This window comes from Pseudomonas sp. VA159-2, assembly GCF_024126635.1.
GTDB lineage: Bacteria > Pseudomonadota > Gammaproteobacteria > Pseudomonadales > Pseudomonadaceae > Aquipseudomonas > Aquipseudomonas muyukensis.
Genome location: NZ_JAMYBV010000023.1, coordinates 38,918 through 61,382 on the forward strand (window position 1 = coordinate 38,918; position 22,465 = coordinate 61,382).

The following is a 22,465-nucleotide window of genomic DNA, read 5'->3' on the forward strand; positions in this document are numbered from 1 at the left end:
TTTACTTCATGGGTTAACGGATTGGATATGACTGAACAGCAACCTGTTGCAGTTCTTGGCGGCGGCAGCTTCGGCACCGCCGTGGCGAACCTGCTGGCGGAAAACGGCCACCCCGTGCGCCAGTGGATGCGCGACCCAGCGCAAGCCGAGGCGATGCGCGTCAACCGCGAGAATCCGCGGTACCTCAAGGGCATTCGCCTGCACGACCGCGTCGAGCCGGTCAACGACCTGCTCGCCACCTTGCAGGGCAGCGCGTTGGTCTTCGTCGCCCTGCCGTCCAGCGCCCTGCGCAGCGTGCTGGCGCCGCATGCCGAGCTGTTGCGCGGCAAGGGCCTGGTCAGCCTGACCAAGGGCATCGAGGCGCAGAGCTTCAAGCTGATGAGCCAGATTCTCGAAGAGATCGCCCCGCAGGCCCATATCGGCGTGCTGTCCGGGCCCAACCTGGCCCGCGAGATCGCCGAGCACGCGCTGACCGCCACCGTGGTCGCCAGCGAACATGAAGCGCTGTGCCAGCAGGTGCAGGCCGTGCTGCATGGCCGCACCTTCCGCGTGTATGCCAGCAACGACCGCTTCGGCGTCGAGCTCGGCGGCGCCTTGAAGAACGTCTACGCGATCATCGCCGGCATGGCGGTGGCCTTGGGGATGGGCGAAAACACCAAGAGCATGCTGATCACCCGCGCCCTGGCCGAGATGACCCGCTTCGCCGTGAGCCAGGGCGCGAACCCCATGACCTTCCTTGGCCTGGCTGGGGTCGGCGACCTGATCGTCACCTGTTCCTCGCCCAAGAGCCGCAACTACCAGGTTGGCCACGCCCTGGGCCAGGGCCTGAGCCTGGACGAGGCGGTCAGCCGCCTGGGCGAGGTGGCCGAGGGCGTCAACACGCTCAAGGTGCTCAAGGCCAAGGCCCAGGAAGTCGGGGTGTACATGCCGCTGGTGGCGGGCTTGCACGCCATCCTGTTCGAGGGCCGCACCTTGAACCAGGTGATCGAGCACCTGATGCGCGCCGAGCCCAAGACCGACGTCGATTTCATTTCCACCAGCGGTTTCAACTGAAGGAGCGTCTCCATGAACGATACCCCCGAGCGCGCCCAGCGCGAGTCGATCATCCTGCGCGTACTGTGGATGCTGGTGTTGCTGATTGCCTGGCAACTGGCCGAGATCCTGCTCGGCGGCCTGGTGCTGGTGCAGCTGATCTACCGCCTGGTGTACGGCGCACCCAGCGCCAGCCTGATGAACTTCGGCGACAGCCTCAGCCAGTACCTGGCGCAGATCGGCCGTTTCGGCACCTTCCACACTGACCAGAAACCCTGGCCATTCGCCGACTGGCCGGCACCCCGCGCCCCCGAGGGCGAAACGCCCCACGCCGTGGCCGCGGCGGCGCACCCGGTGCGTGACCAGGAGCCCAAGCTGTGAAGCTGTGGGTGCTGCGCCACGGCGAGGCCGAGCCGCGGGCCAATACCGACGCCGAGCGGCGCCTGACCGCCCATGGTCGCGAGCAGGTGCTGCACAGCGCCGCGCGGCTGCTGGGCCAGCCGTTGCAGGCGATCCTGGCCAGCCCCTACGTGCGCGCCCAGCAGACCGCCGCCCTGGTGCACGGCGCCCTGGGCTTCGCCGAGCCGGTGCGCACGGTGCCCTGGCTGACCCCGGAAAGCGATGTGCAACAGGTGATCGGCGAAATCGAACGGCTGGGCCTGGAGCAGGTGTTGCTGGTCAGCCACCAGCCGCTGGCGGGCACCCTGGTAGGGAGGCTCGAGCATGGCCACGGCCAGCAGCCAGCGCCGCTGAGCACGGCCAGCCTGGCCGAACTAGAAGGCGATTGGCCACTGGCCGGGTTGATGACCTTGCGTGGCCTGCATCACGCAGGCTGAAGCGTATCCAGCGCGCTGTATGGCACCGGCGCGCCGCTGTGCGCCGCCGGCTCCTGCAGGTTCAGATCCGCCAAGGCTTGACCTGATCGCCCTTGGCGATGACCTTTCCGAACGTTGCCACCCCCACGACCCTTGTCGACAATGGGCCATCCATCCCCCGTGCAGAGCAGGCGGCCATGTCGCAGCAGATCTTCTTCGCCCATGCCAATGGCTTCCCTTCGGCCACCTACGGCAAGCTGTTCGCCGCGCTGGCGCCGGACTACCAGGTGCAGCACCTGGCACAGCACGCCCATGACCCGCGCTTTCCGGTGAACGACAACTGGCAAGGCCTGGTGGACGAGCTGCTGCACCACCTTGAACAGCAGGACGCGCCGGTATGGGGTGTCGGCCATTCCCTGGGCGGCGTGCTGCACCTGCACGCCGCCTTGCGCCACCCGGAGCTCTACCGGGGGGTGGTGATGCTCGACTCACCGGTGCTGACCCGCGCCGACGAATGGCTGATCCAGGCCGCCAAGCGCCTGGGCTTGATCGACCGCATCACCCCGGCCGGGCGCACCCTGGGCCGCCGCGAGGCCTTCCCCGACCGCGACAGCGCGCGCCGCTATTTCGCCGGCAAGACCCTGTTCCGTCACTTCGATCCGGACTGCCTGGAGGCCTACCTCGAGCATGGCCTGGAAGCGGTTGGCGACGGCCTGCGCCTGCGTTTCGACCCGGCCACCGAGATCAGCATCTTTCGCAGCATCCCCCATGTCAGCCCGGCGCGGCCGCGCCAGTTGCAGGTGCCGCTGGCCATGGTCCGCGGCGCCCACAGCCGGGTGATCCGCAAGCACCATGCCCTGGCCGTGCGCGGCATGCCCAGGGGCGAGTACCACAGCCTGCCGGGCGGGCACATGTTCCCGCTGGAGCGGCCAGGCGCGACCGCTACCTTGATCCGCGACCTGTTTGCACGCTGGAGCCAGGCATGAGCGCCCAGGTCGAGGAGATCCGCCTGACCCTGGGCCATATCGAGCTGGCCGCGCACCTGTTCGGCCCGGCCGACGGCCTGCCGCTGATCGCCCTGCACGGCTGGCTCGACAACGCCAACAGCTTCGCCCGCCTGGCGCCGCAGTTGCGTGGGCTGCGTATCGTCGCCCTGGACCTGGCCGGGCATGGCTATTCGGCGCACCGCCCGCTGGGGGCCGGCTACGCCTTGGCCGACTACGCCCATGATGTGCTGCGGGTGGCCGAGCAACTGGGCTGGCAGCGCTTCGGCCTGCTTGGCCATTCGCTGGGGGCGATCATCGCCGTGCAACTGGCCGGCGCCTTGCCCGAGCGCATCAGCCACCTGGCGCTGATCGACGGGGTGGTGCCGCCCACGCTCGGCGAGCAGGACGCCGCCGAGCGCCTGGGGCTGGCGTTGCAGGCGCAACTGCGCCTGGAGGGCAAGCGCAAGTCGGTGTACCCGACCCTGGAGCAGGGCGTGGAGGCGCGGATGAAAGGCATGGTCGCGGTCAGCCGCGAAGCGGCCGAGCTGCTGGCCCAGCGCGGCCTGATGCCGGTACCCGGCGGCTACAGCTGGCGCAGCGACAGCCGCCTGACCTTGCCCTCGCCAAGCCGCCTGCACCCGGACCAGGCCATGGCCTTCGTCAAGCGCATCGCCTGCCCGACCTGCCTGGTGGTGGCCGCCGACGGCATGCTCGCGCGCCACACGGCGTTGCTGGAGCAGCTACCCTTCGAGCAGGTGACCCTGCCGGGGGGGCATCACCTGCACCTGAACGACGCCGAGGGCGCGGCCCTTGTCGCAGACTGTTTCAATCGCTTTTTTGGCATTCCTTGACTTGCACCGGACAAGTGTCGAGGCTTGGCGGGTTGAAAGGGAGACAACCATGTACATGCCAGACATCCACGCGCCACGCCCCGCCCTTTGCGAGGGCGGCCGATGAGCGCACCTGTGTTCGTTCGCGGCGCCGTCGCCGCTTGCCTGGCGATCGCCAGCCCATGGCTGTGGGCCGGCAGCCTGCCGGTGCCGGTCGATGCCAAGGTCGTCGACCAGCGCCCCGCCGTGGCGCAGGAGCGCGTCTACCCCATGGGCCCGCTGCGCAAGATCAGCGGCCGCCTGCGGGTCGAGGACAAGGTCGAGAGCCGCGGCCAGGTCAGCTCGGTCACCTATGAACTGCCGGTAGAGCGCAGTGCCCGCGAAGCTTTCACCAGCGCCCGCGAGGCCTTGCAGCGCGATGGTGGCTACCCGCTGTTCTGGTGCCAGGGCCGCGACTGCGGCGAAGCCAGCCTGTGGGCCAACGACGTGTTCGCCAATGCCCGCTTGAACGGCGGCGACGAACAGCAGGCGTTCATCCTGCTGCGCCGTTCGGCCGAGCAGGCCGACACCCTGGTGGCCTTGTACAGCGTCACCCGCGGCAACCGCCGCGCCTACCTGCATGTCGAGGAGTTCGTCGCCGGCAGCCCGCTGGGCGAGCTGCTGCCGACCGCGGCCACGGTACTGCGCGAGCTGCGCGACACCGGCAAGCTCGACTACCCCGACCTGGCCGAGCCCCAGACCACCTGGGCAACCTTGCTGGCGCGCAGCCTCAACCTCGACAGCACCCTGCGCGTGAGCCTCAGCGGCAAGGGCGCCGAGGCCTGGCGCGAGCAGTTGGTCAAGGCCGGCGTGCGCAACAACCGGCTTGAAGTGGGCAGCGCCCCGACCGATGGCCTGCACCTGGAACTGATCCGTTGAGTGAGCGCCACCATGGCCAACAATGACCGCCTGTTGATCCAGATCCTGCTGCTGACGCTGCTGGGCGCCGCGCTGTGGGTGATGGCGCCGTTCATCTCGGCCTTGCTGTGGGGCGCCATCCTGGCCTTCGCCAGCTGGCCGCTGATGCGCCTGCTGACCCGCCTGCTCGGTGGCCGCGAAACCCTGGCGGCGAGCCTGCTGACCACGGTGTGGATCTTGCTGGTGGCCTTGCCGCTGGTGTGGCTGGGCTTCAACCTGGCCGACCATATCCGCGATGCCACCGCCTTCGTGCGCGATATCCAGGTCGACGGCCTGCCCGACGCACCGGCCTGGGTGGCTGGGATACCGTTCTTCGGCGAGCGCCTGGTCAACGGGTGGCAGTCCCTTGACCAGCAAGGCGCGGCGCTGCTGGCGTCGGCCAAGCCGTACCTCGGCCAGGTCGGCAACTGGTTGCTGGCGCGCAGCGCGCAGATTGGCAGCGGGGTGCTGGAGCTGACCCTGAGCCTGGTGTTCGTGTTCTTTTTCTACCGCGACGGGCCGCGCCTGGCGGCCTTCGTCCAGCGCTTGCTGGAGCGGCTGGTGGGCGAGCGTGCCGAGTACTACATCGAGCTGGTGGCCGGTACCGTGCAACGGGTGGTCAACGGCGTGATCGGCACCGCCGCGGCCCAGGGCCTGCTGGCGCTGATCGGCTTCCTGATCGCCGGGGTGCCCGGGGCCATCGTGCTGGGCCTGGTGACCTTCATGCTCAGCCTGATCCCCATGGGCCCGCCGCTGGCCTGGATACCGGCCACCGCCTGGCTGGTCTGGAAGGGCGACTACGGCATGGCGGTGTTCCTCGGGGTGTGGGGCACCTTCATCATCAGTGGCGTGGACAACGTGCTCAAGCCCTACCTGATCAGCCGGGGCGGCAACCTGCCGCTGGTGATCGTGCTGCTCGGGGTGTTCGGCGGGCTGCTCGCGTTCGGCTTCATCGGGTTGTTCATCGGGCCGACCTTGCTGGCTGTCGGCTATAGCCTGTTGCTGGACTGGAGCCGCAATTCCGCGCCGCAGCATTGAAGTCCGGTTCGCCGGCAAGCCGGCTCCTACTGTGATCACCCCGTAGGAGCCGGCTTGCCGGCGAACAGGCCGGTACAGGCACCGCAATACCTGATCTTTACGCATTCTTTATGCCCCGGCCCCGCTGCCGATCTCGCCCCTTTACGCACCTCCCTCGGACAATTTCCGCAAAGCGGCCCTCACGCCGCAACTAGGGGAGATTGCACATGTACATGCTCGACGGACTGTCACTGCTCTTGGCGGTGGCGTTGGCGGTTTACCTGCTGGTGGCGCTGCTGCGCGCCGATCGCGGCTAAGGGGCGACCATGCACAGTTACGATTACCTGCTGCTGCTGGCGTTCTTCGCCATCGTGCTGTTGCCGGCGCCTTGGCTCGGGCGCTTCTACTACAAGGTGATGGAAGGCCAGCGTACCTGGCTGTCGCCGCTGCTCGGGCCGCTGGAGCGGGGCTGCTACCGCCTGGCTGGGGTGAACGCCGACCAGGAGCAGAACTGGAAGCAGTACACCCTGGCCCTGCTGGCCTTCAACCTGGCCGGCTTCCTGCTGCTGTTCGCCGTGCTGCTGCTGCAAGGCTCGCTGCCGCTCAACCCGCAGCACCTGCCGGGCCAGGAGTGGTCGCTGGCGTTCAATACCGCGGTCAGCTTCATGACCAACACCAACTGGCAGTCCTACAGCGGCGAGGCGTCGGTCAGCTACCTGACCCAGATGCTCGGCCTGACCGTGCAGAACTTCGTCAGCGCCGCCACCGGCCTGGCCGTGCTGGTCGCCCTGAGCCGGGGTATCGCCCGTCGTTCGGCCGGCACCCTGGGCAACTTCTGGGTCGACCTGACCCGCGCCACCCTCTACGGCTTGCTGCCGCTGTGCCTGGTGCTGGCGCTGATGCTGGTGTGGCAGGGCGTGCCGCAGACCTTCGCCGACTATGCCCAGGCGCTCACCCTGCAGGGCGCCGAGCAGACCATCCCGCTGGGCCCGGCCGCCAGCCAGATCGCCATCAAGCAACTGGGCACCAACGGCGGTGGCTTCTTCGGCGTCAACTCGGCGCACCCGTTCGAGAACCCCACGGCCTGGAGCAACCTGTTCGAGGTGGCCTCGATCATCCTGATCCCGGTGGCGCTGGTGTTCACCTTTGGCCATTACGTCAAGGACCTGCGCCAGAGCCGTGCGATCATCGCCTGCATGCTGGCGCTGTTCCTGGTCGGCGGCAGTACCGCGCTGTGGTCGGAGCACCAGCCCAACCCGGCGCTGGAAAGCGCCCAGGTGCTACAGAGCGCGCCATTGGAAGGCAAGGAGAGCCGCTTCGGCACCACCGGTTCCGTGCTGTGGACGGTGACCACCACTTCCGCCTCCAACGGTTCGGTCAACGCCATGCACGACAGCCTCAACCCGCTGACCGGCATGGTGGCGATGGTCAACATGATGCTTGGCGAGGTGATTTTCGGCGGAGTAGGCGCCGGCCTCTACGGCATGCTGCTGTTCGTGCTGATCGCCGTGTTCCTGGCCGGCCTGATGATCGGCCGCACCCCGGAATACCTGGGCAAGAAGCTCCAGGCCCGGGAAGTGCAGTTGCTGGTGGCGACCCTGCTGGTGATGCCGGTGGGTGTGCTGGTGCTCGGCGCCATCGCCGCCAGCCTGCCCGGGCCTGCCGGCGCGGTGACCAACCCCGGTGCCCATGGCTTCAGCCAACTGCTGTACGCCTACACCTCCGGCACCGCCAACAACGGCTCGGCTTTCGCCGGCTTTGGCGCCAACACCACGTTCCACAACGTGATGATCGGCCTGGCGATGCTTATCGGCCGCTTCGGCTACATCCTGCCGGTGCTGGCCCTGGCTGGCAGCCTGGCGGCGAAAAAAAGCGCGCCGCAGGGCCTCAACAGCTTCCCCACCCATGGCCCGCTGTTCACCGGTCTGTTGCTGGTGACCATCCTGCTGGTCGGTGGCCTGACCTTCCTGCCGACCCTGGCCCTTGGGCCGATCGCCGAACACCTGAGCCTGGGATTCTGAGGAATACACCATGAACATGCCCATTGCAGACGTGAAGGCGCGTCATAGCGCCAAGGACCAGACCCGCTTCGCCGCGCTGTGGCGCCCGGCGCTGGTGCAGGCTTTCGTCAAGCTCGACCCGCGCCAGCTCAAGCGCTCGCCGGTGATGCTGGTGGTGGCCCTCACCGCCGTGCTGACCACCGTGCTGTGCTTCGCCCCTGGCAGCGGCGTGAGCACCGCCGTGGCGGTACAGATCGCTGTCTGGCTGTGGTTCACCGTGCTGTTCGCCAACTTCGCCGAAGCCCTGGCCGAAGGCCGCGGCAAGGCCCGCGCCGACAGCCTCAAGGCCGGCAGCCAGGGCCTGACTGCCAAGCGTCGCAAGCACGACGGCAGCTTCGAAACCGTTGTCGCGACTCAATTGCGCAAGGATGATGTGGTGCGCGTGGTGGCCGGTGAACTGATTCCCGGTGACGGCGAGGTGCTCGAAGGCATCGCTGCTGTCAACGAGGCGGCCATCACCGGCGAGTCCGCCCCGGTGATCCGCGAGTCCGGCGGCGACCGCTCGGCTGTCACCGGCAACACCCGGCTGGTTTCCGACGGGTTGCTGATTCGTATCACCAGCAACCCGGGCGAGTCGACCCTGGACCGCATGATCGCCCTGGTCGAGGGCGCCAAGCGGCAGAAGACCCCCAACGAGATCGCCCTGGACATCCTGCTGATCGGCCTGACCCTGATCTTCCTGATCGTGGTGGTGACCCTGCAGCCGTTCGCCCGCTTCGCCGGCGGTGAGCTGCCGCTGATCTTCCTCGCCGCGCTGCTGGTGACCTTGATCCCCACCACCATCGGCGGCCTGCTGTCGGCCATCGGCATCGCCGGCATGGACCGCCTGGTGCGCCTCAACGTGATCGCCCGTTCCGGCCGCGCGGTGGAGGCAGCCGGCGATGTGCACACGCTGATGCTCGACAAGACCGGCACCATCACCTTCGGCAACCGCCGTTGCAGCGCCCTGCACGCAGCCTCGGGCGTGACCGCCAAGGAGCTGGGAGCGGGCGCCTTGCTCGCCTCGCTGGCCGACGACACTGCCGAGGGCAAGTCGATCGTCGAGTACCTGCGTCAACTGCATGACTTCGACGAGCCCGCGGCCAGCCAGTACCAAGCCATCGCCTTCAGCGCCGAAACGCGGCTGTCGGGCATCGACTTCCAGCAGCGCCGCTACCGCAAGGGCGCCGTCGATGCGGTGCTGGCCTTCTGCGGCCTGCAACGCCTGGAGTTGCCCGCCGCCCTGGCCCGTGAAGTGGAGCGCATCGCCCAGAGCGGCGGCACGCCGTTGCTGGTGTGTGTCGACCAGCGCCTGCTCGGCGTGATCCACCTCAAGGACGTGGTCAAGCCCGGCATCCGCGAGCGCTTCGCCGAGCTGCGCAAGCTGGGCATTCGTACCGTGATGGTCACCGGCGACAACCCGCTGACGGCCGCCGCCATCGCTGCCGAGGCCGGGGTCGACGATGTGCTTGCCGAAGCCACCCCGGAGAAGAAGCTGGCGCGCATCCGCCAGGAGCAGAACGACGGGCGCCTGGTGGCCATGTGCGGCGACGGTGCCAACGACGCCCCGGCCCTGGCCCAGGCCGACGTGGGCATGGCCATGAACGACGGCACCCAGGCCGCCCGCGAGGCCGCCAACATGGTCGACCTGGACAGCGACCCGACCAAGTTGCTGGACGTGGTGCAGGTGGGCAAGGAACTGCTGGTGACCCGCGGCGCACTGACCACCTTCTCCATCGCCAACGACGTGGCCAAGTACTTCGCCATCCTGCCGGCGCTGTTCGCTGCCATCTACCCACAACTGGGCGTGCTCAACCTGATGCACCTGGCCAGCCCGCAGAGCGCGATCCTCTCGGCCATCGTGTTCAACGCGCTGATCATCATCGTGCTGATCCCCCTGGCGCTGCGTGGGGTGCGGGTGCAGGCCGCCAGCGCCGCCCACCTGCTGCGGCGCAACCTGCTGATCTACGGCCTGGGCGGGATCCTCGTGCCGTTCGCTGGGATCAAGTTGATCGACGTTGTGCTCAATGCCCTGCACCTGGTCTGAAGGAGAGACGAACATGACTGCATACGTACGCCCGGCCCTGAGCCTGATCCTGCTGATGACCCTGGTCACCGGCGCCTTGTACCCGCTGGCCGTGACCGGCATCGCCCAGGTCGCCTTCCCCGAGCAGGCCAATGGCAGCCTGGTGCGCGACGAGCGCGGCCAGGTGCGCGGCTCGGCGCTGATCGCCCAGGCGTTCAAGGGCGATGGCTGGTTCCAGTCGCGGCCCTCGGCCGGTGACTACGCCACCGTCTCCAGCAGCGCGAGCAACCTGGCGCCGAGCAACCCGGCCCTGGCCGCGCGCGTCGAAGGCGCGGCCAGCGCGCTGTACCAGGCGCAGCAGGGGCCAGTGCCGCTGGCGCTGCTGACCACCTCGGGCAGCGGGCTGGACCCGCACCTGCCGCCGGACGCCATCGCCTATCAGCTGCCACGGGTGGCGGCAGCGCGGCAGGTGCCGGTCGAGCGCTTGCAAGTGCTGGTGAATGACGCCACCCTGCGGCCATTGATCGGGCCGCCGGTGGTCAATGTGCTGGCGCTGAACCAGGCGCTTGAGCGCCTGGCGCCGCTCGCCGTGAATTGACCCCTGTAGGAGCGGGCTGGTGTCGCGAAAGGGTCGCGCAGCGGCCCCAGGATCTGAGCGGTGTCGCTTAAATTGCCGGGGCTGCTTTGCAGCCCTTTCGCGACACCAGGCCGCTCCTACAGGGATCGTGATATTGCCGAGAACTAAGGATCGAACATGAGCAACCCCTCCCGCGCCGACGCGCTGCTGGCCGGCCTGCCCCGCGAAGGCCGGGGCCGGCTCAAGGTGTTCCTCGGCGCCGCGCCCGGGGTCGGCAAGACCTTCGCCATGCTCCAGGCCGCCCACGCCCAGCAGCGCCAGGGCGTGCAGGTGGTGGCCGGGGTGGTCGAAACCCACGGCCGCAGCGAAACCGAGGCCCTGCTCGGCGGCCTGCTCCAGCAACCGTTGCTGCGCTGCGAATACCGCGGCGTGACCCTCGAGGAAATGGACCTCGACGGCCTGCTCAAGGCCGCGCCGCCGCTGGTGCTGGTGGACGAGCTGGCCCACAGCAACGCCCCCGGCAGCCGCCACGCCAAGCGCTGGCAGGATGTGCAGGAGCTACTCGCCGCCGGCATCGACGTGTACACCACGGTCAACGTCCAGCACCTGGAAAGCCTCAACGACAAGGTCCGCGACATCACCGGCGTGCAGGTGCGCGAAACCCTGCCGGACTGGGTGTTGCAGGAAGCCTTCGAGCTGGTGCTGATCGACCTGCCGCCGCGCGAGCTGCTCGAGCGCCTGCGCGAGGGCAAGGTCTATGTGCCCGAGCAGGCGAGGGCGGCCATCGAGGCGTATTTCTCCCAGACCAACCTCACCGCCCTGCGCGAGCTGGCCATGCAGACCGCCGCCGCACAGGTGGACGCCGACCTTGCCAGCGGTTATCGCCAGCGCGGCCAGGAAGCGCCGGCCTTGCGTGGCCGGCTGCTGGTCGGCATCGACGGCGACGAGCAGGCCGAACGCCTGGTGCGCCACGCCAGCCGGGTTGCCCAGCGTCGCCATTTGCCGTGGAGCGTGGTGCACGTGGACAACGGCCGGCTGCGTGACGAAACCGCCCGCCATCGCCTGCAGGCCGCCCAGCAGCTGGCCGAGCGCCTGGGGGGCGAGGTGGTGCTGCTGCGCGCCGGAGAGGTGGCGCGCACGCTGATCCAGCATGCCACCGAGCGCCGTGCCAGCCTGGTGCTGGTGGGCCAGTCCCGCGATCTGCTGCGCCGACGGGTGCTAGGTGCTGGCGTGGCGACCCGCCTGCTGCGCGAAAGCCATGGCCTGGAAATCAACGTGCTCGACCGCGACGCCCAGCCGCAACCCGCGCGCACGGCGGTCAAGCGCGTGTGGGTGTGGCGTCATTACCTGCTGGCGCTGCTGGCCACGGTGCTGGCCGCTGGTTTGTCGTGGGCGGTGTCCAGCGTGCTGGCGCTGCCCAATATCTCCCTGGTGTTCCTCGCCGCCGTGCTGCTGGTGGCGGTGCGCAGCAGCCTGGGCCCGGCACTGGCTTGCGCGGCGTTGTCGTTCCTGACCTACGATTTCCTGTTCATCCCGCCGAACTTCTCGTTCAGCATCCAGCGCGAAGAAGACGTGCTGACCTTGGTGTTCTTCCTGCTGATGGCCGCGCTCACCGGCAACCTGGCCGCGCGCCAGCGCCGCCAGTTGCAGGCATTGCGCGAAACCCAGGCGCAGACCAACCAGTTGCTCGACCTGTCGCGCCGGCTGACCGTGGCCACCGACCGCCAGGCGGTATTCAGCGCCGCCGGCCAGCACCTGGACGGCTGGCAGGACGTGCAAGTATGCCTGCTCGAGCGCAGCGCCGATGGCCTGCTGCAAGTGGCCAGCGGCGGCGCCCCGGCTTTCACCGACAACGAACGCGCCGCCGCCGAATGGGCCTGGCAGCACGGCCAGGCTGCCGGCTTTGGCAGCGATACCTTGCCCCATGGCCGCTGGTGGTGGTGGCCGCTGGCGGTGGAGGAGCAGCCCCTGGCATTGCTCGGCGTGCGCCCGCGCAGCGGCGAGCCGTTGACTGCCCAGCGCCGGCGCCTGCTGATGGCCCTGGCGCAGCCCCTGGCCCAGGCCCTGGCCCGCGCCCGCCTCGGCGAGCAACTGGAGGCCGCGCGCCTGCACGGTGAAACCGAGCAACTGCGCAGTGCCTTGCTCGCCTCGGTGTCCCACGACCTGCGCACGCCGCTGACGGCGATGCGCGGCAGCATCGACAGCCTGTTGGCGCTGGGCGAGGCGATCCCCGCGGACGACCGCCGCGACCTGCTCGAAGGCACCCGCGACGAGGCCGAGCGCCTGGACCGCTACATCCAGAACCTGCTGGACATGACCCGCCTGGGCCATGGGGGGCTCAAGCTCGCCCGTGACTGGGTGGCGCCCGGCGATATCGTCGGCAGCGCGCTGAACCGCCTACGCGTGGTGCTGGCGCCGCTGCGGCTGCACACCGAGGTTCCGGGCGAGCTGCCGCTGCTGTTCGTGCATGCCGCGCTGATCGAGCAGGCGCTGGTCAATGTGCTGGAAAACGCCGCGCGTTTCTCCCCCGCCCAAGGGCGCCTGGCGTTGCAGGTGCAGGTGCGCGACGAGCAGCTGTGCTTCGCCGTCAGCGACCAGGGCCCGGGTATTCCGGTGGATGAGCGCGCGCAGATCTTCGACATGTTCTACACCGCCGCCCGTGGCGATCGCGGCGGGCAGGGCACCGGCCTGGGCCTGGCCATCTGCCAGGGCATGATCGGTGCCCATGGCGGGCACATCCTGGTGGGCGACGGCATCGATGGCCAGGGCACCTGCATCACTCTATGCTTGCCGCTGCCAACCCAACCCGATACTGAAAGTGAAGCGCCATGAGCCAAGCCGCCACCTTGCTGGTCATCGACGACGAGCCGCAGATCCGCAAGTTCCTGCGCATCAGCCTGGCGTCCCAGGGCTACAAGGTGCTCGAGGCCGCCAGCGGCGGCGAGGGCCTGGCCCAGGCTGCGCTGGGCAAGCCCGACCTGGTGGTGCTTGACCTCGGCCTGCCGGACATGGACGGCCAGCAGGTGCTGCGCGAGCTGCGGGAATGGAGCGCGGTGCCGGTGATGGTGCTGTCGGTGCGGGCCAGCGAGGTGCAGAAGGTCGATGCGCTGGATGGCGGGGCCAACGACTACGTGACCAAGCCGTTCGGCATCCAGGAGTTTCTGGCGCGGGTGCGGGCGTTGTTGCGCCAGGTACCTCAGGCCAGCGGGGCGGCCGCGGTGGCGAGCTTCGGGCCGCTGGTGGTGGACCTGGCCTTTCGCAAGGTGACCCTGGACGGCGTCGAGGTGGCGCTCACGCGCAAGGAGTACGCACTGCTGGCGCAGTTGGCCGGGCACCCGGGGCGGGTGATCACCCAGCAGCAACTGCTCAAGGACATCTGGGGGCCGACCCATGTCGACGACACCCATTACCTGCGGATCGTGGTGGGGCACCTGCGGCAGAAGCTGGGCGATGACCCCACGGCGCCACGGTTCATCATCACCGAGGCGGGGGTAGGGTATCGCCTGGTGACGCCGGCCTGAGAGCGCCAGGGCGCCGCGCCTCCTGTAGGCGCGGCCTTGCGTCGCGATGGGGCGCGTAGCGGCCCCAGATGTCAGCTGCGCCGCGTAGCACGCCGGGGCCGCTGCGCGGCCCTTTCGCGACACAAGGCCGCTCCTACAAGGGATGCGGTGTGTTTGTGGGTCAGATATCCAGTTCCAGGGCCAGCAGTTCCTGCACGCTCTGGCGGCGGCGGATCATCCGCAGCTTGTCCTGCTCGATCAGAAACTCCGGCAGCAGCGGCCGGCTGTTGTAGTTCGACGACATCGAGGCGCCATAGGCCCCGGCGTCGTGAATCACCAGCAGGTCACCCACCTTGGCCTGGGGCAGTTGCTGCGGGGTCAGCTCCTGGTCGTTCTGGGTAAACACATCACCCGACTCGCACAGCGGCCCGGCCACTACCGTGGCTTGCAGCGGGCCTGCCAGTGCCTGGCCGTCGGCGGCGCACAGGCTCATGCGGTGATAGGCGCCGTACATCGCCGGGCGCATCAAATCGTTGAAGCCGGCGTCGACCAGCACGTAGTGCTTGTCGCCCATCTGCTTGACCGCCCGTACCTCGGCCACCAGGTAGCCTGATTCCGCCACCAGGTAGCGCCCCGGCTCGATCTCCATGCGCACGGGATGGCCGAGCATCGCCTCGATTTCCGTGCGCGCCAGCGCCCAGGTGCGGGCATAGCGCTGCAAATCCACCGGCTGGTCGCCATCGCGGTACGGCGTGGACAAGCCTCCGCCGATGGAGAACGCCTCGATGTCCATGCCCAGCTGGCCGATCAGTTCGACCATGGCGCTGGCGACCTGCTCCAGGTGCTGGTAGTCCACCCCCGAGCCGATATGCATGTGCACGCCCACCAGGTGCAGGCCGTACTGGCGCACGCAGGCCAGCGCCTCGGGCAGTTGCGCGTGCCAGATACCATGCTTGCTGTTTTCGCCACCGGTGTTGGTCTTGCGGCTGTGGCCATGGCCGAAGCCGGGGTTGATGCGCAGCCACACCCGATGGCCGGGCGAGCGCTCGCCCAACTGGCGGAGCATGTCGATGGAACCGGCGTTGACTTCGATGCCGGTCTCGACCACCCGCGCCAGGGTCGGCTGGTCCAGCACATCGCAGGTCAGCACCACGCCTGCCGGCTCACCGCCCACCGAAGCGCCGGCGGCGAAGGCCCGCTCCATTTCCCCCAGGGATACCGCGTCGAGCACCAGGCCGCGTTCGCGGATCAGGCGCAGCACGTGCAGGTTGGGGTTGGCCTTTTGCGCGAAGCGCACGCTGTCGAAGTGCTGCTTGAGCTGATCGATGCGTTGGCCGATGGTCTGTGCGTCGTAGGCCCAGAGTGGCGAGCCGTGTTGGCGGACGGCCTGGGCCAGGAGCGGGGCAGGGGTGGGCATGGTGGTGTTCCTTGTTTGCGATGCACCGATGGTGAGGCAATCAGGTAATCCAGAAAAATATCTATTCTTGGCCTAGCTATTCATATTTGATATGCAGGCCAGTCGTTATAGCGCCAGCCTAGCCACCACAACCCAGAGTCAACCGTGAAACTGTCCATCCGTCACATCGAAGTGTTCCGCGCCATCCTCACCGCCGGCAGTGTCACTGGCGCCGCACGCCTGTTGTTCACCTCCCAGCCCACCGTCAGCCGCGAACTGGCGCGCATGGAGCAGGTCACCGGGCTGACCCTGTTCGAGCGCGAAGGCGGGCGCCTGGCCCCCACCGCCCAGGCCCTGTTGCTGATCGAGGAAGTCGAACGTGCCTTCGTCGGCCTCGAGCGCATCGACCGTTTCGCCCAGGCCATTCGCAACTTCGAGCAGGGCCGGCTGGCCATCACCTGCCTGCCGCTGTTCTCGCAAACCCTGCTGCCCAAGGCCTGCCAGCGCTTCCATCAGCAGCATCGCGGCGTCAGCGTGAGCATTACCGCGCAGGAGTCGCCGCTGTTGGAAGAGTCGCTGGTGGCCCAGCAGCATGACCTGGGCCTGACCGAAGTCGAGCAGGTGCCCAGGGGGGCAATGGGCGAGCTGCTGTTCAACGCCGACATGGTCTGCGTACTGCCCCAGGGGCACCCGCTGCAGGCCAAGGCGGTGCTGGCGCTGGACGACTTCCACGAGGTCGACTTCATCAACCTGGCCAGCCTCGACACCTACCGACAACAGCTCGACCAGCACTTTCGCGCCGCTGGGGTGAACCGCCGCACGGTGATCGAGACCACCAGCGCGGCATCGGTATGCGCCATGGTTCGCCAGGGGCTGGGGGTGGCAATCATCAACCCGCTCAGTGGGCTCGAGGCGCAGCAGGGCGGCTTGGCCATGCGCCGCCTGAGCCTGTCGGTGCCGTACCGGGTGATGCTGATCCGGCCCGAGCACCGCCCAGCCTCGGTGGTGGTCGAGCCGTTCTGCCAGGCGCTGCGCGAGCAGGCGCGGGCGATGCAAACCGTCCTGGCGACCCTGCGCTGAGGGCGCAAGCTGTCCCGCACTTGCTGCAAGGCCTCGTGGTGCCACGGCCAGGCCATTCGATCTGCTGGTTGCTCCAGCTGGCCAAGCACTGCGTTGCCTGCTGCGCAGGCCGCATTGACATGGTAGCGACACCGGCGCGAAGGCATAATGCGTGGCTCTGTACTCAGGATCGGAACGCGTGACGATGGAAGGCTCAAGCCCAGGCAAGGTGCTGTTGGTGGAAGACGACGAGAAGCTCTCGGGGTTGATCGCGCATTTCCTCTCACAACATGGTTTCGAGGTGCGCGAGGTGCATCGCGGCGACCTGGCACGCCAGGCGTTCGTCGAGTTCCAGCCGTCGATGGTGGTGCTCGACCTGATGCTGCCGGGGCAGGATGGCTTGCAGGTGTGCCGGGAAATCCGCGCCCTGAGCGATACGCCGATCGTGATCCTCACCGCCCGCGAGGACGACCTGGACCATATCCTCGGCCTTGAGTCGGGGGCCGACGACTACGTGATCAAGCCGATCAAGCCGCCAGTGCTGCTGGCCCGCCTGCGCGCCCTGCAACGGCGCCATGCGCCGCAGGCCAGCCCAGGTGGTGCGCTGGTGTTCGGCGAACTGAAGATCGACCCGGTGTGCCGCGAGGTGACGCTGGAGGGCGAGGCGCTCGAGTTCACCACCATGGAATTCGACCTGCTCCAGCTGCTGGCCGACAACGCCGGGGTGATCCTGTCCCGTGACGATATTCTCAACAAGATGCGTGGCATCGACTTCGATGGCATGAACCGCAGCGTCGACGTGTACATCAGCAAGCTGCGCAACAAACTCAACGACACCCCGCGCGAGCCGGTACGCATCAAGACCGTATGGGGCAAGGGCTACCTGTTCAACCCGTTCGCCTGGGAGCGCTAGATGCTGCGCCTGTTCCTGGGCCTGTACCTGATCCTGGCGGTGGGCCTGGTGGTGGCGCTGCAGACCGTCGAACACACCCTCGACGCACTGCTCGCCCCACAGATGGAAGCCGCCAGCCGCGAGACCTTCCGCGGCACGGTGCATGCGCTGGTCGAGCAATTGCGCGGGGTTCAGGCAGAGCAGCGCGCCCAGCGCCTGGAACGGCTGCGCCCCGACTATGGCTTGGGGCTGGCACTGGTGCGCGCCGACCAGCTGGCGCTGAGCGCGCGTGAACAGGCGCAGTTGGCGCAGGGCCAATTGGTGTTGCGCGAACAGTACACCCAGCTGTACAGCCGCATCGATGACGGCAAGCAACTGCTGAGCGTGACGCTGCCCCGCGAGCCCAATTTCATGCCGGTCTACATCGCCACGGCCTATGCGATGCTGGCGTTGCTACTGGGCGTGGTGTTGTTCTTCTGGGTGCGCCCGCACTGGCGTGACCTGGAAAAACTGCGCCTGGCCGCCCAGCGCTTCGGCGACAACGACCTGTCGGCACGGGTGCGCATGTCGCGGCGCTCGAGCATCAGCGATGTGGCGGGGCATTTCGACCTGATGGCCGCGCGTATCGAAGGGCTGATCGCCAACCAGCGCGAGTTGACCAACGCTGTGTCCCACGAGCTGCGCACGCCCATCGCGCGCCTGAATTTCGAGCTCGATCAGCTCGGCAAGCAACAGGATCCGGTCAAGGCGCGCCAGCTGATCAGCGACATGTATGCCGACCTGGGCGAGCTGGAAGACATGGTGTCCGAGTTGCTCACCTACGCCAGCCTGGAGCACGGTGCGGCCGCCATCAGCCTGCAAGCGGTCGAGGCCGGCAGCTGGCTGGACAGCGTGGTTGCCAGCGTGACCCTGGAGGCTGAGGCCAATGGCATCGAGATTCACCTGGCGCCGAGCGCCGTCGAGACGTTCAGTATCGAGCCGCGGTTCATGGCCAGGGCGGTGATCAACCTGTTGCGTAACGCGATCCGCTATGCCGAAGGGCATATCCAGGTTTCCCTGGCATGCAGTGACGGCCAGTTCCGGCTGCAGGTCGACGATGACGGGCCGGGGGTGCCGGCGGCGGGGCGCGACCGGATCTTCGAGCCCTTCTCGCGGCTCGACAGCAGCCGCGACCGGCGCACCGGCGGTTTCGGCCTGGGGCTGGCCTTGGTGCGGCGGGTGGCGCAGTCCCATGGCGGGGAGGCGCAGGTGGGGGATGCGGCAGGTGGGGGCGCGTCCTTGCGCATGATCTGGCCGGCCCGGATTTAGACAGCCCCGGGCGGTCGAAAGGGGTCAGAAGGTGTAGGTCATCTGGCTGAGCACTGATGTTTGCAGGCGCTTTTCGACCAGCGGGCTGTCGCCGGCGTCGTTGCTCAGGTAGTCCGCCGCCAGCACGGTGGTCAGGCTCCAGTGCTGGTCGAACGGCAGGTTCCAGGCCAGCTCGGCGCCGCGGCTGACCAGGCCGCCTCGGGCCTCATGGGCGCGGAACTGGCTGCGCGAAGCCTGGGCCTGGCTCACGCCATACCAGGTGCGCATATAGTCGCCGTCGCCGAACTGGCTGTTGACGCCGCCCGTCACCTCGCCGAAGCGGCCCTTGTACAGCTGCATGGCCAGGCTCAGTTTCAAGTGGTTGTAGGCCGAGCCGGTGTCGGGCTCGTCCTTGTCTTCTTCCAGGGCATGCTCGAAATTGGCGGCCAGCGTCAGGGGGCCGAAGTGGTAGGCCGCGTCGAGGCCCAGCAGTGGCCGCGACTTGATCGAGCCCATGCCGTCGAGCCTGTCCGAACCTTCGAAGCCTGCGCGGTGGTCCTTGCGCGTGGCACTGGCGCCCAGATAAACGCCAAAGGCGAACGCCTCGCCGTCATGGGCCCAGCCCAGGCCTTTTTGGCTATCGAGGAAAAAGCCAGCGGGGCTGGTAATGCTGCCTGCGAGCAGCGGCGCGCTGGTCCGTTCGCTGGCGCCGCTGTAGCGCGGGGCATTGGCGACACCGGCGCTCAGGCGGTACTGCCAGTCCTCGGCGCGCAGGTCGTTGGCGCCCAGCAGCAGGCAGGCGCAAGAGAGGGACAGCAAGCGGTACGGTACAGACATGGTGACACCCGATGAGGATTGGATGTGCCCATGCTAGGGAGCGCGGTGGCGGCAATCCTTGGCAGCTTTGTCGGGAAACTGTCAAAGACTGTTAACGCGCACTTTTTAACAATCCTTTGCAAAGCTCATGAAGTTGTCGCCGGAACGTCATTGCTAGGGTGCGCTTCCTTCAAGCCACCGCGAGATCGTTCATGAGATTGCTCTATCCGTTTGCCCTGGGCACCTGCCTGGCTGTGAGCCAGGCCCAGGCCACCAGTTTCGTCATGACCACCGACATGACCGTCAGCCTGAGCATGAGCGCCAGCAAGGGCACCAGCAGTTCGTTCAAGGACGACAAGATCGTCCTGGCGGCCAAGGATGACGCGGCAGCGTTCGTTGCCAGCAGTGGTGCCATTCGCGGTGCGCGCATGGAGGCGGCATTCGCGCGGATTCGCCAGGTGCTCGATGAGCCAGGCTTGCCGGACGAGGCCTTGGCCCGGGCGATCCTGGCGCTTTGAACGGTCGTTGGCTCACATGTGAGGCTTGCGCAGGTCGCAATCCAGGCGTAACGTGCCTCACATGTGAGACAAGGACTCTTCCTCGATGGCCGGCAAGAAAAGCTCCACCGACTACATGCGCGACATGCGCGCCCGGCTCAAGGCGGCGGGCCTGGTCAAGCGTGAGCTGTGGATCCTGCCGGAGCACGCGGCCGCCCTGCGCGGCATCGAGAAAGCATTACGCCAGCCCCACGCGGGCAACCAGGTCAGGACGGAGGATTTCATGACCGAGCACAACCACTGGACGATCGAATCGCTGCACAGCGCCCTGCAGGGCCTGGACGAGGTGCGTGACGGGGCGATCGGCCTGTCCCTGCAGCAGGGCGCCGAGCCCAGCCTGAAGCTGGTGATGCACGAACTGGACGGCCTGCCGCTGTACATCGCCGTGGCCGGTGAGCAGATCCTGGTCGACACCTTGCTGGTCGAAGCCAGCCAGGTGAAGGACGCGGCAGCCTTCAACGATGCGGTGCTGCGCACCCGCGACGTCTTCCCGCTGTCGTCCATCGGCCTGCACAGGCTGCCCTCGGGCGAGTCGGTATACACCATGTTCGGCGCCCTGAGCGCTGCCTCGTCGCTGGACAACATCGCCCAGGAGATCCACACCCTGGCCGACAACGTCATCACCGCCGCCGAAGATTTCGAAGACTACTTCACCCGCTGATTGCCCGGAGATTCACCATGAGCCTGTTGAAAAAGATCCTAACCGCCCTGCGTGGTGGTGCTTCGGAAGTCGGTGAGGCTATCGTCGATTCCCAAGCCCTGCGCATCCTCGACCAGGAGATCCGCGACGCCGACAACAACCTGATCGACGCGCGCAACCAGTTGGTCAAGATCATGGCCAAGCAAAAGACCGCGCAGCAGCGCATCGGCGAGTTCGACAAGACCATCGGCGATTGGGAACAGAAAGCCATCGCCGCCCTGGACAAGGGTGAGGATGGCCTGGCCCATGAGTGCGCGGCACGTATCGCCGAGCTGACCAACCAGCGTGACAGCGAGCAGGCCCTGGCCGACCAGTTCGGCGCCTCGGTCGCCACCCTGACCGCCACCGTGAGCAAGACCGAAGCGCAGATCAAGGGCCTCAAGCAGCAGGTCGACCTGGTCAAGGCCCGCGAAAGCGTGCAGCGCGCCCAGGTGAGCGCGGCGTCGGCCACCGGCGGGGCCAATGGCAGCCTGGAGACCGCGGTGGGTTCGCTGGACCGTATCAAGAAGCGCCAGAGCGAGCGCGCAGCCGAGCTGGAAGCGGCGGCCGAGCTGGCCGGCAAGGCCGATGGCAGCGACCTGGAGGCGCGCTTGAAGGCGGCTGGTATCGGTGCCACAAACAGCGGCGCCGACGATGTGCTGGCGCGCTTGAAGGCCAAGGCGGCGAAACCGGCGGAGTGATCCGCTGAATCGGCCGGCCCTGTTGCCGGCCCAGCCAGCGCATGACCCTGCGGCAAACCCGTTGGCGGCATGCACGAAAAACAGTATGGTGTCGCCCCCGCCAAGGACTGCCGCGACCCAAGGGACTTTCAATGTCGCTTTCCCCCACAGGCCCTGCCTGTTCGCGAGCGGCCAAGCCTTGGCAGCTGTCCCGTCATCCCCTCAACCAGGAGATACCCCGTGGGTTGGTTGAAACGCTTCATGGGCTTCGAAGCCCCCAAGCCGGCCGCCAGCAACCAGCGCGCCACCGGCAACCTGCCGTTCGGCCTGGGTAGCGGGCGCATGCTCAAGCTCGACCCTTCGCTCAAGTTGCTGCTCGATGGCCATAGCGAGCTGGAAGTGCCCGAGCAGGAAGTGGTCTGGGCGGTCGGTGAAGTCGACCTCGGCCAGTCGGTGCGCCTGGCGCGCTTCTACATGGAAGACGAGGACTACTGGCTGCAGGTGGTGATGAACGGTGCGAGCGCCGACGATGTGCGCGATATCATCCTGTTCGGCTACTACAGCGTGGTGCCGGTGACCAGTGATGCCGAGCTCAAGCGCCTGGTCGGCCCGGAGGCGAACATCGGCCTGCCGTACTACGAGCACGAAGGCTACGAGTTCGTCCGCCAATGGGGCAGCGAAGAAGGGCAGACCGAGCTGACCCCGCTCAGCGAATGGGTCAGCAGCCCGGAAACCAGCTACCGCATCCAGCACCTGTCGATGCTGTATGCCCGCGAGACCGGCTTGACCGAGCGCCGCGAATTCCTCCTGCTGTCGGTGGAGGAAGACGAGGAGGGCAATGTCAGCCTGACCACTTCGGTGGGTGTCACCCTGCAATCCACGGACTTCAACGTCATCTGACAAGGATTCACCATGCTCGACGCGCTTCGCATGTCGCTCAACGCCCAGGCCGTGATCGGCTTCATCCTCTACATCAGCGTGGCGCTGGTGCTGTTCTGGCTGTTCCAGTTCATCTACACGCACCTCACCCCGCACCGCGAGTTCGCCCTGATCCGCGACAACAACAGCGCCGCGGCCATCGCCCTGGGCGGCGCGCTGATCGGCTTCTCGCTGCCGGCCAGCAACATCATCGCCTACAGCGTCAGCCTGCTCGACTTCGTGGTCTGGGTGGTGATCGCCGCGGTGGTGCAGTTGCTCGCCTTCGCCCTCACCAGCCTGGTGCTCAAGGGCCTGGCCAGCCGCATCGCCAAGGGCGAGATGGCCGCCGCGATCTACGCCGCCGCCGTGGCGATCAGCGTGGGCTTCCTCAACTCGGCCTGCATGACCCCGTCGGTCTGAGCC

23 protein-coding genes are annotated in these 22,465 nt (G+C 67.6%); 21 read left to right on the forward strand and 2 right to left on the reverse strand.

Annotation, left to right across the window (positions count from 1 at the left end; all coding sequences use genetic code 11):
- Window positions 1–27 precede the first annotated feature (27 nt).
- The 13 genes from NJG22_RS19450 to NJG22_RS19510 all read left to right on the forward strand — a co-directional run bounded on the left by NJG22_RS19450 (window position 28) and on the right by NJG22_RS19510 (window position 13,779).
- Complete coding sequence (locus NJG22_RS19450; protein ID WP_217848785.1) at window positions 28–1,053, forward strand: NAD(P)H-dependent glycerol-3-phosphate dehydrogenase; 1,026 nt, start codon at window positions 28–30, stop codon at window positions 1,051–1,053.
- 12 nt (window positions 1,054–1,065) lie between these two features.
- The gene (locus NJG22_RS19455; protein WP_253096782.1) at window positions 1,066–1,413 is read left to right on the forward strand and encodes a DUF4389 domain-containing protein; all 348 of its coding nucleotides are present in this window, start codon (window positions 1,066–1,068) and stop codon (window positions 1,411–1,413) included.
- Window positions 1,410–1,868 carry a phosphohistidine phosphatase SixA gene (gene sixA / locus NJG22_RS19460; RefSeq protein WP_253096785.1) on the forward strand — a complete coding sequence of 153 codons (459 nt, stop codon included), beginning with the start codon at window positions 1,410–1,412 and terminating at the stop codon, window positions 1,866–1,868. The genes NJG22_RS19455 and sixA overlap by 4 nt, the downstream gene beginning before the upstream one ends.
- A 176-nt stretch (window positions 1,869–2,044) precedes the next feature.
- A complete protein-coding gene (locus NJG22_RS19465; protein ID WP_253096788.1) occupies window positions 2,045–2,833 on the forward strand; it encodes an alpha/beta hydrolase in 789 nt (262 codons plus the stop codon).
- Window positions 2,830–3,684 (forward strand): alpha/beta fold hydrolase, encoded by an 855-nt coding sequence (locus tag NJG22_RS19470; protein ID WP_253096790.1) that lies wholly within the window; start codon window positions 2,830–2,832, stop codon window positions 3,682–3,684. Before NJG22_RS19465 ends, NJG22_RS19470 begins: the two co-directional genes overlap by 4 nt.
- Before the next feature lie 102 nt (window positions 3,685–3,786).
- Window positions 3,787–4,581, forward strand: coding sequence for a DUF4892 domain-containing protein (locus NJG22_RS19475; RefSeq protein WP_253096793.1), 795 nt, complete (start codon window positions 3,787–3,789; stop codon window positions 4,579–4,581).
- A gap of 12 nt (window positions 4,582–4,593) precedes the next feature.
- Entirely contained in the window at window positions 4,594–5,637 is a 1,044-nt protein-coding gene (locus tag NJG22_RS19480) for an AI-2E family transporter (RefSeq protein WP_253096795.1), read from the forward strand.
- Between the two features lie 206 nt (window positions 5,638–5,843).
- Window positions 5,844–5,933, forward strand: a complete 90-nt coding sequence (kdpF, locus tag NJG22_RS19485) for a K(+)-transporting ATPase subunit F (protein WP_011534724.1) — start codon at window positions 5,844–5,846, stop codon at window positions 5,931–5,933.
- A 9-nt stretch (window positions 5,934–5,942) separates the two neighbouring features.
- The gene (kdpA, locus tag NJG22_RS19490; protein WP_253096798.1) at window positions 5,943–7,637 is read left to right on the forward strand and encodes a potassium-transporting ATPase subunit KdpA; all 1,695 of its coding nucleotides are present in this window, start codon (window positions 5,943–5,945) and stop codon (window positions 7,635–7,637) included.
- A 10-nt stretch (window positions 7,638–7,647) separates the two neighbouring features.
- On the forward strand, window positions 7,648–9,702 hold the full coding sequence (gene kdpB / locus NJG22_RS19495) for a potassium-transporting ATPase subunit KdpB (protein ID WP_253096801.1): 2,055 nt from the start codon (window positions 7,648–7,650) through the stop codon (window positions 9,700–9,702).
- Between the two features lie 13 nt (window positions 9,703–9,715).
- On the forward strand, window positions 9,716–10,279 hold the full coding sequence (kdpC, locus tag NJG22_RS19500; RefSeq protein ID WP_253096804.1) for a potassium-transporting ATPase subunit KdpC: 564 nt from the start codon (window positions 9,716–9,718) through the stop codon (window positions 10,277–10,279).
- Window positions 10,280–10,435: 156 nt separating this feature from the next.
- Window positions 10,436–13,090 (forward strand): sensor histidine kinase KdpD, encoded by a 2,655-nt coding sequence (locus tag NJG22_RS19505; protein WP_253096806.1) that lies wholly within the window; start codon window positions 10,436–10,438, stop codon window positions 13,088–13,090.
- The gene (locus NJG22_RS19510) at window positions 13,087–13,779 is read left to right on the forward strand and encodes a response regulator (protein ID WP_217848763.1); all 693 of its coding nucleotides are present in this window, start codon (window positions 13,087–13,089) and stop codon (window positions 13,777–13,779) included. Before NJG22_RS19505 ends, NJG22_RS19510 begins: the two co-directional genes overlap by 4 nt.
- Window positions 13,780–13,939: 160 nt before the next feature.
- On the opposite strand, the gene lysA is transcribed toward NJG22_RS19510, so the two are convergent.
- On the reverse strand, window positions 13,940–15,175 hold the full coding sequence (gene lysA / locus NJG22_RS19515; RefSeq protein WP_253096809.1) for a diaminopimelate decarboxylase: 1,236 nt from the start codon (window positions 15,173–15,175) through the stop codon (window positions 13,940–13,942).
- Between the two features lie 144 nt (window positions 15,176–15,319).
- Between lysA and NJG22_RS19520 the strand changes: the two genes are divergently transcribed.
- The 3 genes from NJG22_RS19520 (at window position 15,320) to NJG22_RS19530 (ending at window position 18,413) form a co-directional block, all read left to right on the forward strand.
- On the forward strand, window positions 15,320–16,234 hold the full coding sequence (locus NJG22_RS19520) for a LysR family transcriptional regulator (RefSeq protein ID WP_253096812.1): 915 nt from the start codon (window positions 15,320–15,322) through the stop codon (window positions 16,232–16,234).
- A 184-nt stretch (window positions 16,235–16,418) separates the two neighbouring features.
- Entirely contained in the window at window positions 16,419–17,126 is a 708-nt protein-coding gene (locus tag NJG22_RS19525) for a winged helix-turn-helix domain-containing protein (RefSeq protein WP_253096858.1), read from the forward strand.
- Entirely contained in the window at window positions 17,127–18,413 is a 1,287-nt protein-coding gene (locus tag NJG22_RS19530; RefSeq protein WP_253096815.1) for an ATP-binding protein, read from the forward strand.
- A gap of 24 nt (window positions 18,414–18,437) precedes the next feature.
- Here the strand turns inward: NJG22_RS19530 and NJG22_RS19535 are convergent, their stop codons facing one another.
- On the reverse strand, window positions 18,438–19,229 hold the full coding sequence (locus NJG22_RS19535) for a MipA/OmpV family protein (protein ID WP_253096817.1): 792 nt from the start codon (window positions 19,227–19,229) through the stop codon (window positions 18,438–18,440).
- A gap of 191 nt (window positions 19,230–19,420) precedes the next feature.
- On the opposite strand from NJG22_RS19535, the gene NJG22_RS19540 reads away from it, so the two are divergent.
- From NJG22_RS19540 to NJG22_RS19560, 5 genes are all read left to right on the forward strand, one after another.
- A complete protein-coding gene (locus tag NJG22_RS19540; RefSeq protein ID WP_253096820.1) occupies window positions 19,421–19,726 on the forward strand; it encodes a DUF2388 domain-containing protein in 306 nt (101 codons plus the stop codon).
- An 85-nt stretch (window positions 19,727–19,811) separates the two neighbouring features.
- Window positions 19,812–20,426 (forward strand): YjfI family protein, encoded by a 615-nt coding sequence (locus NJG22_RS19545; RefSeq protein WP_217848612.1) that lies wholly within the window; start codon window positions 19,812–19,814, stop codon window positions 20,424–20,426.
- Between the two features lie 17 nt (window positions 20,427–20,443).
- Window positions 20,444–21,145: a PspA/IM30 family protein gene (locus NJG22_RS19550; protein ID WP_253096823.1), complete on the forward strand. Its 702-nt coding sequence runs from the start codon at window positions 20,444–20,446 to the stop codon at window positions 21,143–21,145.
- Between the two features lie 219 nt (window positions 21,146–21,364).
- Window positions 21,365–22,024 carry a DUF2491 family protein gene (locus NJG22_RS19555; RefSeq protein WP_253096826.1) on the forward strand — a complete coding sequence of 220 codons (660 nt, stop codon included), beginning with the start codon at window positions 21,365–21,367 and terminating at the stop codon, window positions 22,022–22,024.
- 12 nt (window positions 22,025–22,036) lie between these two features.
- On the forward strand, window positions 22,037–22,462 hold the full coding sequence (locus NJG22_RS19560) for a DUF350 domain-containing protein (RefSeq protein ID WP_134690110.1): 426 nt from the start codon (window positions 22,037–22,039) through the stop codon (window positions 22,460–22,462).
- Window positions 22,463–22,465: the final 3 nt, after the last annotated feature.